This is a genomic window from Streptomyces sp. x-80 (assembly GCF_046549095.1).
Classification (GTDB): domain Bacteria; phylum Actinomycetota; class Actinomycetes; order Streptomycetales; family Streptomycetaceae; genus Streptomyces; species Streptomyces celluloflavus.
Genome location: NZ_JAJPWM010000011.1, coordinates 261,520 through 276,725 on the forward strand (window position 1 = coordinate 261,520; position 15,206 = coordinate 276,725).

At 72.8% G+C, this 15,206-nt stretch carries 12 protein-coding genes; 9 read left to right on the forward strand and 3 right to left on the reverse strand.

Going from position 1 to position 15,206, the window contains the following annotated elements; genetic code table 11:
- The first annotated feature begins 305 nt into the window (after window positions 1–305).
- Window positions 306–737 carry a DUF4190 domain-containing protein gene (locus ACLJWH_RS23560; protein ID WP_411143710.1) on the forward strand — a complete coding sequence of 144 codons (432 nt, stop codon included), beginning with the start codon at window positions 306–308 and terminating at the stop codon, window positions 735–737.
- A gap of 111 nt (window positions 738–848) precedes the next feature.
- Here ACLJWH_RS23560 and ACLJWH_RS23565 read toward each other — a convergent pair whose 3' ends face one another.
- Entirely contained in the window at window positions 849–1,484 is a 636-nt protein-coding gene (locus ACLJWH_RS23565; protein WP_411143711.1) for an NADAR family protein, read from the reverse strand.
- Between the two features lie 202 nt (window positions 1,485–1,686).
- Here ACLJWH_RS23565 and ACLJWH_RS23570 point away from each other — a divergent pair, with 202 nt between their 5' ends.
- The 7 genes from ACLJWH_RS23570 to ACLJWH_RS23600 all read left to right on the forward strand — a co-directional run bounded on the left by ACLJWH_RS23570 (window position 1,687) and on the right by ACLJWH_RS23600 (window position 9,766).
- On the forward strand, window positions 1,687–3,216 hold the full coding sequence (locus ACLJWH_RS23570; protein ID WP_411143712.1) for a gamma-aminobutyraldehyde dehydrogenase: 1,530 nt from the start codon (window positions 1,687–1,689) through the stop codon (window positions 3,214–3,216).
- A gap of 179 nt (window positions 3,217–3,395) precedes the next feature.
- Window positions 3,396–4,643, forward strand: coding sequence for an ABC transporter substrate-binding protein (locus ACLJWH_RS23575; RefSeq protein WP_411143713.1), 1,248 nt, complete (start codon window positions 3,396–3,398; stop codon window positions 4,641–4,643).
- Between the two features lie 62 nt (window positions 4,644–4,705).
- A complete protein-coding gene (locus ACLJWH_RS23580) occupies window positions 4,706–5,875 on the forward strand; it encodes an ABC transporter ATP-binding protein (protein ID WP_411143714.1) in 1,170 nt (389 codons plus the stop codon).
- Complete coding sequence (locus ACLJWH_RS23585) at window positions 5,872–6,804, forward strand: ABC transporter permease (RefSeq protein ID WP_411143715.1); 933 nt, start codon at window positions 5,872–5,874, stop codon at window positions 6,802–6,804. Before ACLJWH_RS23580 ends, ACLJWH_RS23585 begins: the two co-directional genes overlap by 4 nt.
- Window positions 6,804–7,685 (forward strand): ABC transporter permease, encoded by an 882-nt coding sequence (locus tag ACLJWH_RS23590; RefSeq protein ID WP_411143716.1) that lies wholly within the window; start codon window positions 6,804–6,806, stop codon window positions 7,683–7,685. The genes ACLJWH_RS23585 and ACLJWH_RS23590 overlap by 1 nt, the downstream gene beginning before the upstream one ends.
- Window positions 7,686–7,690: 5 nt before the next feature.
- A complete protein-coding gene (locus ACLJWH_RS23595; RefSeq protein WP_411143717.1) occupies window positions 7,691–9,127 on the forward strand; it encodes an NAD(P)/FAD-dependent oxidoreductase in 1,437 nt (478 codons plus the stop codon).
- A 183-nt stretch (window positions 9,128–9,310) separates the two neighbouring features.
- Entirely contained in the window at window positions 9,311–9,766 is a 456-nt protein-coding gene (locus ACLJWH_RS23600; protein ID WP_411143718.1) for a hypothetical protein, read from the forward strand.
- A gap of 227 nt (window positions 9,767–9,993) precedes the next feature.
- On the opposite strand, the gene ACLJWH_RS23605 is transcribed toward ACLJWH_RS23600, so the two are convergent.
- Entirely contained in the window at window positions 9,994–10,659 is a 666-nt protein-coding gene (locus ACLJWH_RS23605) for a phosphatase PAP2 family protein (RefSeq protein ID WP_411143719.1), read from the reverse strand.
- Window positions 10,660–11,278: 619 nt separating this feature from the next.
- Window positions 11,279–12,628 carry a 4-aminobutyrate--2-oxoglutarate transaminase gene (gabT, locus tag ACLJWH_RS23610; RefSeq protein WP_411143720.1) on the reverse strand — a complete coding sequence of 450 codons (1,350 nt, stop codon included), beginning with the start codon at window positions 12,626–12,628 and terminating at the stop codon, window positions 11,279–11,281.
- A gap of 243 nt (window positions 12,629–12,871) precedes the next feature.
- Here gabT and ACLJWH_RS23615 point away from each other — a divergent pair, with 243 nt between their 5' ends.
- Window positions 12,872–15,097, forward strand: a complete 2,226-nt coding sequence (locus ACLJWH_RS23615; protein ID WP_411143721.1) for an ATP-binding protein — start codon at window positions 12,872–12,874, stop codon at window positions 15,095–15,097.
- Window positions 15,098–15,206: the final 109 nt, after the last annotated feature.

A 15,206-nucleotide genomic window follows, 5' to 3' on the forward strand; every position in this document is an offset into this window, starting at 1 on the left:
CGCAGCCCACGCAGCCCACGCAGCCCACGCAGCCCACGCAGCCCACGCAGCCCACGCAGCCCACGCAGCCCCTACAGCCCCCACAGCCCCCGCAGCCGAGCGCCGTGGCACCGTACGCTCCGCCGTCGTACGCGCGGCAGCCGTGCCCCGCGCCGCCGTATCCGCCGCCCCTGTATCCCGGTCCGTGGCGGCCGGACCGGCTCGGCCACCCCGGCTCTCCCCCGTACGGCCCTCGCTCCCCGCACCCCCTGTACACCGGCTGTCCCGACACCGGCTGTCCCGGCGATCTCGGCCGGTATCCGGCGATGGGGCACCCGTTCTGGCTGCCGGTACGGCCGGGCAACGGCTTCGGGACCGCCGCGCTGATCGTCGGTATCACCGGGGCGCTCCTCGGCGTCAGCATCGTTTTCGGCATCCTCCTCGGTGCGCTGGCGGTCGTCCTCGGAGCCGTCGGCCGGGCCAGGGTGACCCGGGGCGAGGCGGACAACGGCGGCACGGCGCTGGCCGGGATCGTCCTGGGCGGGGTGGCACTGCTGATCAGCGCGCTGATGATCGTCCTCATCGCGGTCAACGGCCTCGGCCCCAAGGGCCGTGGACCGGGCGACGGCGGTGACCGCGGCCGGGACGGCGGCTACTCCGACACCTACCAAGCCGCGCCGCCGCACCCTGCGCCGCCGCACCCCGAGGCGTGCACCGCCCGCCCGGCCGGTCGCCCGCCGGCCGCCGGATCCGCTTAGCCTCGCCTGGCCCGTGGCACCTCCACCCCGGCGGACCTCCTCAGGGCCTCCCCGGAGCTTCCCCCGGACTTCCGCGGGGGCTGCCCAGGACAGCCCCGGACTGCCCCAGGGCTATCCCTCCGTGTCGTCCCCGCTGTCCCCGTCGGTTCCCTCCCCCTCGGCCAGCCGCTGCCGGGCCTCCATCAGGGCGAAGCCCAGCAGATTCAGACCCCGCCAGCGCGCCGGGTCCGCCGCGCGCTCGTCGTCGGCGGCCAGTCCGATGCCCCAGACGCGGTCCCGCGGGCTGGCCTCCGCCAGTACCCGGGAGCCCGTGCCGAGCAGGTACTCCCGCAGGGCGGCGTCCCGGCCGAACTTGTGCAGGCTGCCCTCGACCACCAGGCCGAAGCGGTGCCGCTGCCAGACCTCCTCGTCGAAGCCGCGGACCGCCCGGCCGGCGTCCTTGGCCTGCTTGGGGTGGCTTGCGGCTATCGCGCGCCGCTCGGCCGCCGCGTCGTCGAACAGCCGGGCCTTGCCCGCCATCATCCAGTGCTCGGCGGTGGCGTACTCGACCCCGTCGACCGTGAAGGGGGAGGGCCACCACTGGCTGAAACGGCTCGCCCCGAGAGTGCCGTCGCGGCGCGGGGTGTGACCCCAGAAATGGACGTACGTGATCCGCTGCCCTACGGCGGTCGCCGCACGCAGTTCCTCGACCGAGCGCGGTCCGTCCGCGGTGCGCCGGTCCGTGATCCCCGTGGTGTCGTGCATCATGCCGGGATTCTGTCAGCGGGCACTGACAACGTGTCGGGGCGGCGGACCGCGGAAACCGCAGAATTCGTCGCGTGACCAAAAGGCAACAACGGAATCACTTGTTGGGGTCCGGCACCTCTGTCAGTATCAGCCATCGTTTCCGGAAATAGCTACGCCTGGCAGTGCCGCTGCGCGGCTTTGGCGCCCGGCGGAGGAGAGCACCATGGATCAGCGATTCGATGTCACCGAGCGATTCGCCGAGGGCGCGCAGTTCATCGCGGGCGGTCTCCGCAGCGGCAGTTCCGGCCGCACCCAGACCCTTGTCAACCCGGCGACGGGCGAGCCGGTCCACACCTACGAACTGGCGGGCACGGCGGATGTGGACGCCGCCGTCGAGGCCGCGCGCCAAGCCCTCCCCGCATGGGGCGGGGCGACGCCCGGTGAGCGTTCCGACACGCTGCACCGCTTCGCCGCCGCACTCGCCGAGGACGCCGCCGACCTCGCCTACGCCGAGTCGCTGAACTGCGGAAAGCCGATCAAGCTCAGCAGCGAGTTCGACGTGCCCGGTTCGATCGACAACGCCGCGTTCTTCGCGGGTGCCGCCCGCCACCTGGAGGGCAAGGCGACCGGCGAGTACAGCGCCGACCACACCTCGTCCGTCCGCCGCGAGCCCATCGGCGTCATCGGCTCCATCGCGCCCTGGAACTACCCGCTCCAGATGGCCGCGTGGAAGGTGCTGCCGGCCATCGCCGCGGGCAACACCATCGTCCTCAAGCCCGCCGAGATCACCCCGCTGACCTCGCTCATGTTCGCCCAGGCCGCACAGCGCGCGGGCCTGCCCGACGGCGTGCTCAACATCGTCTCCGGGGCCGGCCGGGACGCCGGGGAACACCTCGTCGGCCACCCCGCCGTCGCCATGACGTCCTTCACCGGCTCGACCGGCGTCGGCAGGCGCGTCGCCGAGATCGCCACCGGCACCGTCAAGCGGCTGCACCTCGAACTCGGCGGCAAGGCCCCGTTCGTGGTCTTCGACGACGCGGACCTGGAGGCCGCCGTCCACGGAGCGGTGGCCGGTTCGCTGATCAACACCGGCCAGGACTGCACCGCCGCCACCCGCGCCTATGTGCAGCGACCGCTCTACGACGCCTTCGTCAGCGGCGTCGCCGACCTGATGGCGACCGTACGGCTCGGCGACCCGTTCGATCCGGCCACCGACCTCGGCCCGCTGATCTCGCACGCCCAGCGCGACCGGGTGGCCGGTTTCGTCGACCGGGCGCGGAGCTACGCGACGGTGGTGACCGGCGGTGCGGCACCCTCCGCCGACCGGGACGGCGCGCTCGCCAAGGGCGCCTACTACCGCCCCACCCTGATCGCCGGCGCGGCCCAGGACAGCGAGATCGTGCAGTCCGAGATCTTCGGCCCGGTACTGGTCGTGCTGCCCTTCGACAGCGACGACGAGGGCCTCGCGCTCGCCAACGACACCCCCTACGGGCTCGCCGCCTCCGCCTGGAGCCGGGACGTCTACCGCACCGGCCGCGCCACCCGGGAGATCAAGGCGGGCTGCGTCTGGGTCAACGACCACATCCCGATCATCAGCGAGATGCCGCACGGCGGCGCTCGGGCGTCCGGTTTCGGCAAGGACATGTCGGCCTACTCCTTCGAGGAGTACACCCAGATCAAGCACGTCATGTACGACAACACCGCGGTCGCCAGGAAGGACTGGCACCGTACGGTCTTCGGGGACCGCCCGTAAGGGACCTCGGCAACGGGACGGTCCGTGACGGGACGGCCGGCGGCCGGCACCGTCCACCAGGGACCGACCTCAGGGGCGCCGCCCGGCCACGCCGGGACACCCCCACCCTCTGCGGCCAGCGCCGCGCGGCACCGTCACCACCGGCCGAGCGCCGGGTTCACCCTGAAAGGGCACCGCGCATGGAGCACCACCAGCAGCCCGAACCTCTGTCCCCGGCCGAACTCGCCGCGCTGCGCCGCAGCATGACCGACGGCCGGCTCGCCATGACCCGGCGGTCGCTGCTGCGCGCCGGCGGCGCCGCGGCGGCCGTCATCGGCGGCACCGGCGCCCTGTCGGCCTGCGGTATCCCGCCCGCGGGCCGTACCGACGCCGCCGGTTCGGCCGATCACTCCGCGGCGGAGAAGCGTGTCACCTTCTCCAACTGGACCGAGTACATGGACGTCAGCGACGACGGCAAACACCGGCCGACGCTGGAGACCTTCACCCGGCGCACCGGCATCGAGGTCAAGTACACCGAGGACATCAACGACAACGACGAGTTCTTCGGCAAGGTCCAGGCCCAGCTCGCGGCCGGCCAGGACACCGGGCGCGATCTGATCGTGCTCACCGACTGGATGTGCGCGCGGATGATCTCCTTCGGCTGGATCCAGCCCCTGGACCAGGCCAACCTGCCGCACGCCTACGCCCAGCTCTCGGCGCAGTTCCGCAGCCCCGCCTGGGACCCGGGCCGCGCGCACTCCTACCCCTGGCAGGGCATCCCCGCGATCATCGCCTACAACAAGAAGGCGACCGGCGGCCGGAAGGTCGAGTCGATCACCCAGCTGCTGGAGGATCCGCAGCTCAAGGGCCGGGTCGGCTTTCTCTCCGAAATGCGCGACAGCGTCGGGCTGACCCTCCTGGACATGGGCAAACGCCCCGAGGACGTCACCGCGGACGAGTACGACGCGGCCATCGCCCGGATCCAGAAGGGCGTGGACACCAAGCAGATCCGCCGCTTCACCGGCAACGACTACACCAACGACCTGGACAAGGGCGATATCGCCGCCTGCGTCGCCTGGGCCGGCGACATCGTCCAGCTCCAGCACGACAACCCGGCCATCGCCTACACCATCCCCAAGGCCGGATACATGACGTCCACCGACAACCTGATGGTGCCGAACAGAGCGCGCCACAAGAAGAACGCCGAACGGCTCATCGACTTCTTCTACGAGCCGAAGAACGCGGCCCGGCTCGCGGCGTACATCAACTACACCTGCCCCGTCGACGGCGTACGCGAGGAACTCGCCAAGATCGACAAGGCGTTGGCGGACAACCCGCTGATCCTTCCCGACGAGGAGATGGCCGCCAGGTCCCACTCCTTCCGTGCGCTCTCCGGCAAGGAGAGCAAGGAGTTCACCCAGAAGTACTCCGACCTCACCGGCGCCTGAGCACCACCCCCGCCCCGGGCCCGTATGAGCTGTTCCGACCTCCGACACACGGGACGAGAGACATGACCCAGACCGCGACCCCGCAGAGCGGCGGCGGCGACGTCCGCCTCCAGGGGATCAGCAAGACCTACGGCTCCTTCACCGCCGTCCACCCGCTCGACCTCACCATCCCCGCGGCCTCCTTCTTCGCGCTGCTGGGCGCCTCGGGCTGCGGTAAGACCACCACCCTGCGGATGATCGCCGGGCTGGAGGACCCCACCACCGGGACCGTCGCCCTGGGCGGCCAGGACGTCACCGCCCTGCCGCCCTACAAACGCCACGTCAACACCGTCTTCCAGAGCTATGCGCTCTTCCCGCACCTGGACATCTTCGAGAACGTCGCCTTCGGGCTGCGCCGCCGCGGCGTCAAATCCGTCAAGAAGCAGGTCGAGGAGATGCTCGACCTCGTCCAGCTCGGCCCGATGGCGCGCCGCAGACCGCAGCAGCTCTCCGGCGGCCAGCAGCAGCGCGTCGCGCTCGCCCGCGCCCTGATCAACAAGCCGCAGGTGCTGCTGCTGGACGAGCCGCTGGGCGCCCTCGACCTCAAACTCCGCCGCCAGATGCAGCTGGAGCTCAAACGCATCCAGACCGAGGTCGGCATCACCTTCGTGCACGTCACCCACGACCAGGAGGAGGCCATGACGATGGCCGACACCGTGGCCGTGATGAACGGCGGCCGGGTCGAACAGCTCGGTGCCCCCGCCGACCTCTACGAGAACCCCGCCACCACCTTCGTCGCCAACTTCCTGGGCACCTCCAACCTCATCGAGGCCGAGATCACCGAGGCGGGCGGCGAACACCTGCTGCTCACGGCGGGCGGCACCACCCTGCGGCTGCCGTCGCGCCGGTGCCGCGCCGCCCCGGCCGCCCGTACCGGGGGGAAGGTGCTGGCCGGCGTACGGCCCGAGAAGATGGCCCTGATCCACGCCGATCGCGCCGACGCCGTCCCCGAGGGCCACAACCGCCTGCCGGGACGCATCAAGGACGCCAGTTTCATCGGTGTCTCCACGCAGTACGTCATCGACGCCCACGGCCTGGGCGAACTCGCCGTCTACGAGCAGAACATCGAGCGCGACGGCCGCCTCGTCCCCGGCGCCGAGGTCGTCCTGCACTGGAACCCGGCGCACACCTTCGGACTCGACGCGGCCCAGTCCCCGCTCGCCGGTACGGACCTCGACGAGGAGGCCGCGTGAGCACCACCGAGGCGCCCGCGCCCGTACCGGAGGAGGCCGCGCCGCTCCCGGTCCGCAGGCCCCCCGCGCGCAAACGGCTCGTCCCCTACTGGCTGCTGCTGCCCGGCATCCTGTGGCTGGTCGTCTTCTTCGCCGCCCCGCTCGTCTACCAGGCGTCCACCTCCCTCCAGACCGGATCCCTCGAAGAGGGCTTCAAGGTCACCTGGCACTTCGCCACCTACTGGGACGCGTTCGGCACGTACTGGCCGCAGTTCGTCCGGTCCGTGCTGTACGCGGCCACCGCGACGGTGCTCTGCCTGCTGCTCGGCTACCCGCTGGCCTATCTCATCGCCTTCAAGGCCGGCCGCTGGCGCAACCTCGTGATGATCCTCGTCATCGCCCCGTTCTTCACCAGCTTCCTGATCCGCACGCTGGCCTGGAAGACGATCCTGGCGGACGGCGGCGCGGTCGTCGGCCTGCTCAATTCGCTGCACGTCCTGGACGTCACCAGCTGGCTGGGCCTCACCGAGGGCCATCGGGTGCTGGCCACCCCGCTCGCGGTGGTCTGCGGGCTGACCTACAACTTCCTGCCGTTCATGGTGCTGCCGCTCTACACCTCGCTGGAGCGCATCGACCCCCGGCTGCACGAGGCCGCCGGCGACCTCTACGCCCGCCCGGCCACCACCTTCCGCCGGGTGACCTTCCCGCTGTCCATGCCCGGTGTCGTCGCCGGCACCCTGCTGACCTTCATCCCCGCCGCCGGCGACTACATCAACGCCGAACTGCTCGGCTCCACGGACCAGAAGATGATCGGCAACGTCATCCAGTCCCAGTTCCTGCGGGTCCTGGACTACCCGACCGCCGCCGCCCTCTCCTTCATCCTCATGGCGGCCATCCTCGCGATGGTCACCGTCTACATCCGCAAATCCGGGACGGAGGACCTGGTCTGATGGCCGTCAGCGAGACCCGCCCACCCGTGGGGGAGACGCGCCCCGCGGCGGACGCGAGCCGCCCGCCCGCCCGCGCGTCCGCACCGCGCAGGGCCCTGCGCCTGCTCCGCCGCCACCTCGTCACGATCGCCGGCCTGGGCACACTGGGCTATCTGATCCTGCCCAACATCGTCGTGCTGGTCTTCTCCTTCAACAAGCCCAACGGCCGCTTCAACTACCAGTGGCAGCGCTTCTCGACGGACGCCTGGAGCGATCCGTGCGGCGTCGCCGACCTGTGCGGTTCGCTGGGCCTGAGCCTCCAGATAGCCGTCTGGGCCACCCTCGGCGCCACCGCCCTGGGCACGATGATCGCCTTCGCGCTGGCCCGCTACCGCTTCCGCGCCCGGTCCTCCGTCAACACCCTGATCTTCCTGCCGATGGCGATGCCCGAGGTCGTGATGGCCGCCTCGCTGGCGACGCTCTTCCTCAACATGGGCATCCAGTTCGGCTTCTGGACGATCCTCATCGCGCACATCATGTTCTGCCTGAGCTTCGTCGTCACCGCCGTCAAGGCGCGCGTGATGAGCATGGACCCGCGCCTGGAACAGGCCGCCCAGGACCTCTACGCCTCGCCGGTGCAGACCTTCCTGCGGGTGACGCTGCCGATCGCCGCCCCCGGTATCGCGGCCGGCGCGCTGCTCTCCTTCGCGCTGTCCTTCGACGACTTCATCATCACCAACTTCAACGCCGGCTCCACCGTGACCTTTCCCATGTTCGTCTGGGGATCGGCACAGCGGGGCACACCCGTTCAGATCAATGTCATCGGAACGGCGATGTTCCTGATCGCCGTGTTGTGCGTACTCGTCGGCCAGCTGGCCGGCAAACGCCGCAAGAGGAGCTGAGATCCATGGCACGAGCTGCCATGCCGCACCGGACCGGGGCGACGTCCCCGGCCGTCCGCGCGCTCGCGGACGCCATCCCCACCCCCTTCTGGCTGGACGACCCGGACCGCCCGGACGCACAGTCCGCCCTCGTCGGCGACGAGACCTGCGATCTGCTGGTCGTCGGCGGCGGCTACTCCGGGCTGTGGACCGCGCTGCTCGCCAAGGAACGCGACCCGCGGCGCGATGTCGTGCTCATCGAGGGCGCCGAGATCGGCTGGGCCGCCTCCGGACGCAACGGCGGCTTCTGCGCCGCCTCCCTCACCCATGGCCTCGGCAACGGCCTGGCCCGCTGGCCGGACGAGCTCGCCCGGCTCGAAGAGCTCGGCATCCGCAACCTCGACGCCATCGAGGACGCCGTCGCCCGCTACGGGATCGACTGCGCCTTCGAGCGCACCGGCGAGATCGACATCGCCACCGAACCGCACCAGGTCGCCGAACTGGAGGAGGCCGCCCGGGACGCCGCCCGGCTCGGCCTGGACCGCCACCGCTTCCTCGACCGGGACGCGCTGCGCGCCGAGGTCGACTCACCGACCTTCCGCGCCGGACTGTGGGACCGCGACGGCGTCGCCATGCTCAACCCGGCCCGCCTCGCCTGGGGCCTGAAGCGGGCCTGCCTCGGGCTCGGCGTCCGCGTCTACGAACGCACCCGCGCCACCGCGCTGGCCTCCCGGGGCGCCGGTATGGCCGTCCGCACCCCCTACGGCCGGGTCTTCGCCCGCCGGGTCGCGCTCGGCACCAACGCCTTCCCGTCCCTGGTGCGCCGCGTACGCCCGTACATCGTCCCGGTCTACGACCACGCCCTGATGACCGAACCGCTGACCGACGACCAGCTCGCCGCCATCGGCTGGCGCAACCGCCAGGGCCTGTCCGACAGCAACAACCACTTCCACTACTTCCGTATCACCGCCGACCAACGCATCCTGTGGGGCGGCTACGACATCGTCTACCGCTACGGCGGCGGGGTGCGCGCCGAGTTCGACCACCACCCGGCCACCTACGAGAAGCTCGCCCGGCACTTCTTCCGCTGCTTCCCGCAGCTGGAGGGCCTGCGTTTCAGCCACTCCTGGGGCGGCGCCATCGACACCTGCGCCCGCTTCTCCGCCTTCTTCGGCACCGCGCACACCCGCCGGGTCGCGTACGCCGCGGGCTACACGGGGCTGGGCGTGGGCGCCACCCGCTTCGGCGCGGAGGTGATGCTCGACCTGCTCGACGGCGAGCGCACCGAGCGCACGGAGCTGGAGATGGTGCGCAGCAAACCGCTGCCGTTCCCGCCCGAGCCCCTGCGCTGGGCGGGCATCGGCATCACCCAGTGGTCGATGACCCGCGCCGATACGCATGCCGGGCGCCGCAATCTGTGGCTGAAGGGCATGGACCGGATCGGCCTCGGCTTCGACAGCTGACGGCCGACGGCTGACGGGGGCGGGCGGCGGGCGGTCCGGCCACCGCCGCACCCGGCAGTCCCGGCCTCGCCCCGCCTCCCCGCATGTGGGGAAAATCCCTCGCCAATCCGTGTAAGGATGCGGCCCCCGTCGTCTCTCCCCGGGGAGACCACGGCCCGTCCGGGCCGGGAGAGCGAGGGTGACATGAGCGCCGCGGGGGCGAGCAAGGCAGTGGACTGGCTGGTATCGGTGGCTTCCGACCCGGAAGCGTGCCGGTGGGAATGGGAGCGCAACCCGCTCGGGGTGGCGCTCCTGCCGGCCGGCCGGCGCTGGGACGTACTGATCGTCGAGGGCCGGCTCGGTGCCCCGACCCTCGATGTACTGGCCGAGGTCGCCGTCCGGCCGGGCCCGGTCCTGGCCGACTTCGGCGACACCCGGACGGGCTTCTTCGTCCCGCCGGGCACGGCCGGCCGCTGGCTGGGCACCGGCGTACGGGGCGCCGGGCGCGGCACCTGGATCGTGGTGCCCTATCCGGGCCGGTACACCGGCGGTGTCCGCTGGCTCGTCCCGCCGGACGGCACCGGCCACCTCACCGACCCGGGCCTGCTGGAACTCGCGATGCACGAGGCGGCGGCGCTGGCCGGCAGACGCGAGCGGTGAACGGCGCGCGGCGGGGGTGCGAGAAGGGGGCGCGGCGAGGAGGGGCCGGGGGAGAGCTGTGCGGCGGCGGCCCGCGCGGCCGCGTACGGTCCGCCGCGCGTCACGGCGCCGGGGTGCCGGGCTCCTGACCCGGGCCCACGTCGCGGCCCGGCCCCGAGGGGTCCGGGTCCGGCCGTGAGTCCCGGCCTGGCTGTGGGTCCGGGCCTGGCCGTGGGTCCGGGCCCGCATCAGGTCCCGGAGCCGGACCCGGGCCGGGGGCCGGCCGCGCGGTCCGGCCGCCGGTCGCACACCGCGCACCACACAGCCAGCAGCACCCCGGCCAGACACCAGCTGCCGAGCACGTCCAGTGGCCAGTGATAGCCCTGGCGCACCAGGCCGATGCCGACACCGGCGTTGAGCAGGGCGATACCGGCCGCGAGCAGGAGGCGGCCGGTGCGTCGGCGGCCGTGCGTCAGCAGCAGGGCGGCCACCCCGTAGGCGACGGCGGCCGTGGCGCCATGGCCCGACGGATAGAAGCCGTCGTGCGCGCCGCCCGCCATCCGGGGCGGGCCCGGCCGGGCGAGCCACAGCTTGAGCGGGACGACCAGCGCGGGCACCGTGGCCAGGGCGAGCGCGGCGGCCAGCGGCGGCAGCCACCGGCGCGCCGGGCCGGTGACGGGGGCGCCACGGCTGCCGCGGTAGCTCCGCCACACGGCCCACCCGATGGCCACCAGCAGTACCGGCAGGGCGACGGAGGTGTTGCCGAGGTCGGCGAAGAACTGGGCGAGCCCGGAGGGGACGGCGCTCGCGGAGACGGCGCGGCCGAGCCGCTCGTCGAGGGTGCGGAGCGGGCCGTGGTCCGCCACCTGCCAGGTGATCAGGGCGAAGAGCAGCGCGCTGACCGCTCCGGCCACGGCGGCCGGGGTGCGGAGCCGGCGCCGGCCGGGACGACCTGGGGGACTGGACGGACCAGACGGACCGGACCTACTGGAGGGGCCGGAAAAGCCCGAGGAACCCGAGGAACCTGAGGAACCCGAGAGACGGGAGAAACGCGAGAGACCGCGAAGGCGGGAAAAAGAGGTCGGCCGCCTCGGAACAGGGGGGGTGGTTCCGAGGCGGCCGGGCTGATCGGTGTACCGCGCGCCCCGGGGGGTGTGGGGCGGGCGGCCATCCGATCGGTGAGGATTCCCGGAGCCCAGGGCTCCGGTGGTGTGCGCGAGGGCACGGCCTGGCCGGTGCCGGGGAAGCGCCGACCTGGCGTCGCCCGCAGTCCCCTGCGGGCGGGGTGTTTCTCTCATCTGCCGAAACCGTACGGCACGGCGAGCGGACCCGACAGCCGGATCACCCGGCCGCCATCGCCCCCGCACATCTTCTTCACGCCGTGCCTCCAGCTACGCGCGTCGCGGCGTGCCGGGGCCCCGCGACCACGTGTGGGGACCGGGAGCGCGCCGGGACAGGAAGCACCACGCGGGTTCACCTGCCGCCGGCTGCGCACCGTTCGCCGTTCGCCGTTCGCCGTTCGCCGTTCGCCGCTCAGAGCGTGGCGAACGCCGCCTCGATGATGTCCAGACCCTCGTTGAGCAGGTCCTCGCCGATGACCAGCGGCGGCAGGAAGCGCAGCACATTGCCGTACGTCCCGGTGGTCAGCACCAGCAGACCCTCCTGGTGGCACGCCTTGGCGAGCGCCCCGGTGGCCTGCGCGTTGGGCTCCTTGGTGCCGGACTGCACCAGCTCGATCGCGATCATCGCGCCGCGGCCGCGGACCTCGCCGATGATGTCGTACTTCTCCGCCATCGCCGCCAGACGCGGCTTCATGATCTCGCCGATCCGCCGGGCCTTGGCGTTCAGGTCCAGCTCGCGCATGGTCTCGATCGAGCCCAGGGCCGCGGCGCAGGCGACGGGGTTGCCGCCGTAGGTGCCGCCCAGGCCGCCCGCGTGCGCGGCGTCCATGATCTCGGCGCGGCCGGTGACCGCGGCCAGCGGCAGCCCGCCCGCGATGCCCTTGGCCGTCGTGATCACGTCCGGGACGATGTTCTCGTCCTCGCACGCGAACCACTGGCCGGTGCGGCAGAAGCCGGACTGGATCTCGTCCGCGACGAAGACGATGCCGTTCTCCTTCGCGAAGTTCGCGATGGCGGGCAGGAAGCCCTTGGCGGGCTCGATGAAGCCGCCCTCGCCGAGCACCGGCTCGATGATGATCGCCGCGACGTTGTCCGCGCCGATCTGCTTGGTGATCTGCTCGATCGCCTGGTCGGCGGCCTCCTGCGCGCAGTTCTCCGGACCGGTCAGCCAGCGGTAGGGGTAGGCGACCGGCACCCGGTAGACCTCGGGCGCGAACGGGCCGAAGCCGTTCTTGTACGGCATGTTCTTCGAGGTGAGCGCCATCGTCAGGTTCGTCCGGCCGTGGTAGCCGTGGTCGAAGACGACGACCGCCGGGCGCTTGGTGTACGCGCGGGCCACCTTGACGGCGTTCTCCACGGCCTCCGCGCCGGAGTTGAAGAGCGCGGACTTCTTGGCGTGGTCACCCGGGGTCAGCTCGGCGAGCAGCTCACAGACCTCGACATACGGCTCGTACGGCGTGACCATCGCACAGGTGTGGGTGAAGTCGGCGAGCTGCGCGGTGGCGCGGCGCACCACGGCCTCGGCACTGTTGCCGACCGAGGCCACCGCGATGCCGGAACCGAAGTCGATGAACGAGTTGCCGTCCACGTCCTCCAGGACACCGCCGCCCGCGCGCTTGGCGAAGACGGGCAGCACGGCGCCGACGCCGTTGGCGACGGTGGCCTGCTTACGGGCCCACAGTTCCTGGGACTTGGGGCCGGGGATCGCGGTGACGACGCGACGCTCCTGGGGGAGGGCGGGGCCGCCGGTCAGTTCGGTCATGGCAGTCTCCTGGGGGTGGCACGGGACCTGACAAGGGTTTGTTCTCGCAGGCTAGGGGCGGGCGGCGGGGTCTGGCATGTTCCGTTCGGGAGAAGTGCGCGTGTTGCGTTGTCCGCGCCGGACATAGCACCCGTGTACGGCCAGTAGATTGTGCGGCGGCGCGCCCGGCCGTGGCCGGTACGGGGCGCGCGCAGGCGGCAACGACCCAGCGGGTCTTGGCTCAAGGGGGACAAGGGGCACCGGATGGACACCGAGGGCAGGCACGACGCACCGCACACCGCTTCCCGGCCGCCGGCCGGCGCGGACCGACCCGACCCCGCCGCACCGGACCCCGCGGCACCGCCCGCGCCGCCGCCCGTCCCGGCGCCCGCCGCGCCGGTGGCCGTCCCGCCGCCGCCCGCCGCCCCGCCCGCCATGCCTGTGCCGCCGCCCGCCAAACCCGCGACGCCGCCCGGCGCGCCGGAGCCGCCGCTGCTGGGCTGGCTGCGCGCCCCGCGCCCGGCCGCCCCGCCCGGCGTCTGGACGTACGGGCACCGCCCCCGGGCCGCCGAGCAGCCCGACCGGGTGCCCGCACGGCAGCTGATCAGCGGTGCGGTGATCAGCTTCCTCTGCGGCTGGCTGCTGTGGTCACTGCTGTGGAACGGCTATCTGGGCCCCTACTGGACCTGGCCGGTCAGCGTCCTCGCCCCCGACGCGTGGGTGGCCGGGGAGACCCCCGGCGACCGGATCGCCTTCGCCATCACCTCCCAGCTCTACTACGCCCTGTGGATCGGCGGCATCGCCGTCGTCTTCGGCCGTATCGGCCGCTGGCCCGAGCTGGGCCGCCGCTTCCTGATGCCGCTCGTCCGGCGCGCCCGCGACCGCGTACCGGCCCCGGAACCCGCGTCGGCCGTGGACCCGGCACAGTGGCCCGAGCTGCGCGCCCACGGTGCGCCGGACGCCGCCGACCGGCTCGCCGCGGAGGCCCGCACGGGCCGGATGAACGATGTGGACGTGGCCCGGATCGGGCGCGCCTGGCAGTCGGTGCGGTCCGGCCGGCACTCCCTCGCCTCCTTCACCGACACCGTGCTGCGCAACGGCGCGGCGGCCTGCGCGCACCCCTCGGGGCGGCGCGATCTGGTCCGCCGGACTGCCCACCACGACCTGCTCGCCCACCAGGTCCGGATCGGCACCGCCGCCGACCACCCGCGCAACCCGTACCAGCACCGCGGCGCCGGCTGCGCCCTGGAGCCGGGCCTGCTGGGCACCTCCCTGCTGGCCGTCGGCCCCTCCGGGAGCGGCAAGACGACCCGGCTGGTGCGGCCGGTCGTGGAGTCGATGTGCCTCCAGTCGCTCGCCGGCCGGTGCGCGGTCGTCGCCGTCGGACCGGCCGGTGCCGACCTCGGCCCGGACGACGCCTTCGACCGGGTGGTCAGGATCGGCCGCCCCGGCCCGGAGTACGACCTCGACCTGTACGGCGGCACCACCGACCCGGACGAGGCGGCCGGCATCCTGGCCGAGGCCCTGGTCGGCGACCTCGCCGAGCAGCTGCCCGGCGGCGACAGCCGGCGCGCGGCGACCGCCCTCGCCCAGCTCCTGGGCCCCTTCCGGGGGGCGCACGACCGCTTCCCCTCGGTGCCGGAGCTGCGTGAACTGCTGGACGGCGCGCCGGAGGCGGTGGCCGCGCTGCGTACCGCCCTGGAGAGTGCCGGCGCACTCACCCTGGTGCGCGAACTCGACGCCCGCACCCGGCAGTCGGCGCGGGCCGGTGATGTCGGTGTGCTGCTCGCCGACCGCATCGCCCTGCTGGACCGGCCCGCCTTTGCCGCCTTCTTCGATCCCGAGGGGGGCACTCGGCAGGTCTCGCTGCGCGATCTGGACCGCCCGCTGCGGATCCGTATCGAGCTGCCCGAGCGCGGCCACGCCGAAGCCTCGCGGATGCTCGCGCGGCTGGTCCTCGCGCAGTTCACCGAGAGCGTGGTGGCCCGCGGCGACCGCTCGCTCTTCGCCTGTCTGGTCCTCGACGAGGCCGCGCACACCATCACCGCCGAGGCGCTGCGCGGCCTCCAGCGGCTGCGCTCGGCGAACGCCGGAGCGGTGCTGACGCTGCGTTCCCTGGACGACGTCCCCGACGCGCTGCGCAGTGCGCTGCTCGGCGCGGTCGGCTGCCGGATGGCGTTCGCGGGCGTGACGACCTGGGACGGCGCGCGGTTCGCCGAGGTGTGGGGCAAGGAGTGGGTGGAGACCCGCGATGTGACGGACCGGCAGATCATCGCGGTGGGCGCCGGGATGAAGGCGTTCCACCTCTTCCGCCACCTGGTCACCGGCAAGGCGGCCACCGCCAAGGCCGTCACCGTCCGCACCGTCGAACGCGAACGCTGGTCCGCCTCCGACCTCGCCAACTCCGTACCGGCCGGGCACGCGGTGCTGTCGGTGACCTCGGTCCGGGGTGAGCACGCACCGCCGGTGCTGGTGGACCTGCGGCCGTGAGCGGGACCGGCCCCCTCGGGGGCCGCCCCGCCCCGCGAAGCGCCCGGCCACCCCGTCCGTACCCCTCCCGTTCCCCCGGATTCCCCGGTGCCGTACCCCGGATTCCTCC

Coding starts and splice junctions, on each gene's coding strand:
- ACLJWH_RS23560 (WP_411143710.1), top strand. CDS start 306: ATGGGGCACCCGTTCTGGCTGCCGGTACGGCCGGGCAACGGCTTCGGG.
- ACLJWH_RS23565 (WP_411143711.1), bottom strand. CDS start 1,484: ATGATGCACGACACCACGGGGATCACGGACCGGCGCACCGCGGACGGA.
- ACLJWH_RS23570 (WP_411143712.1), top strand. CDS start 1,687: ATGGATCAGCGATTCGATGTCACCGAGCGATTCGCCGAGGGCGCGCAG.
- ACLJWH_RS23575 (WP_411143713.1), top strand. CDS start 3,396: ATGGAGCACCACCAGCAGCCCGAACCTCTGTCCCCGGCCGAACTCGCC.
- ACLJWH_RS23580 (WP_411143714.1), top strand. CDS start 4,706: ATGACCCAGACCGCGACCCCGCAGAGCGGCGGCGGCGACGTCCGCCTC.
- ACLJWH_RS23590 (WP_411143716.1), top strand. CDS start 6,804: ATGGCCGTCAGCGAGACCCGCCCACCCGTGGGGGAGACGCGCCCCGCG.
- ACLJWH_RS23595 (WP_411143717.1), top strand. CDS start 7,691: ATGGCACGAGCTGCCATGCCGCACCGGACCGGGGCGACGTCCCCGGCC.
- ACLJWH_RS23600 (WP_411143718.1), top strand. CDS start 9,311: ATGAGCGCCGCGGGGGCGAGCAAGGCAGTGGACTGGCTGGTATCGGTG.
- gabT (WP_411143720.1), bottom strand. CDS start 12,628: ATGACCGAACTGACCGGCGGCCCCGCCCTCCCCCAGGAGCGTCGCGTC.
- ACLJWH_RS23615 (WP_411143721.1), top strand. CDS start 12,872: ATGGACACCGAGGGCAGGCACGACGCACCGCACACCGCTTCCCGGCCG.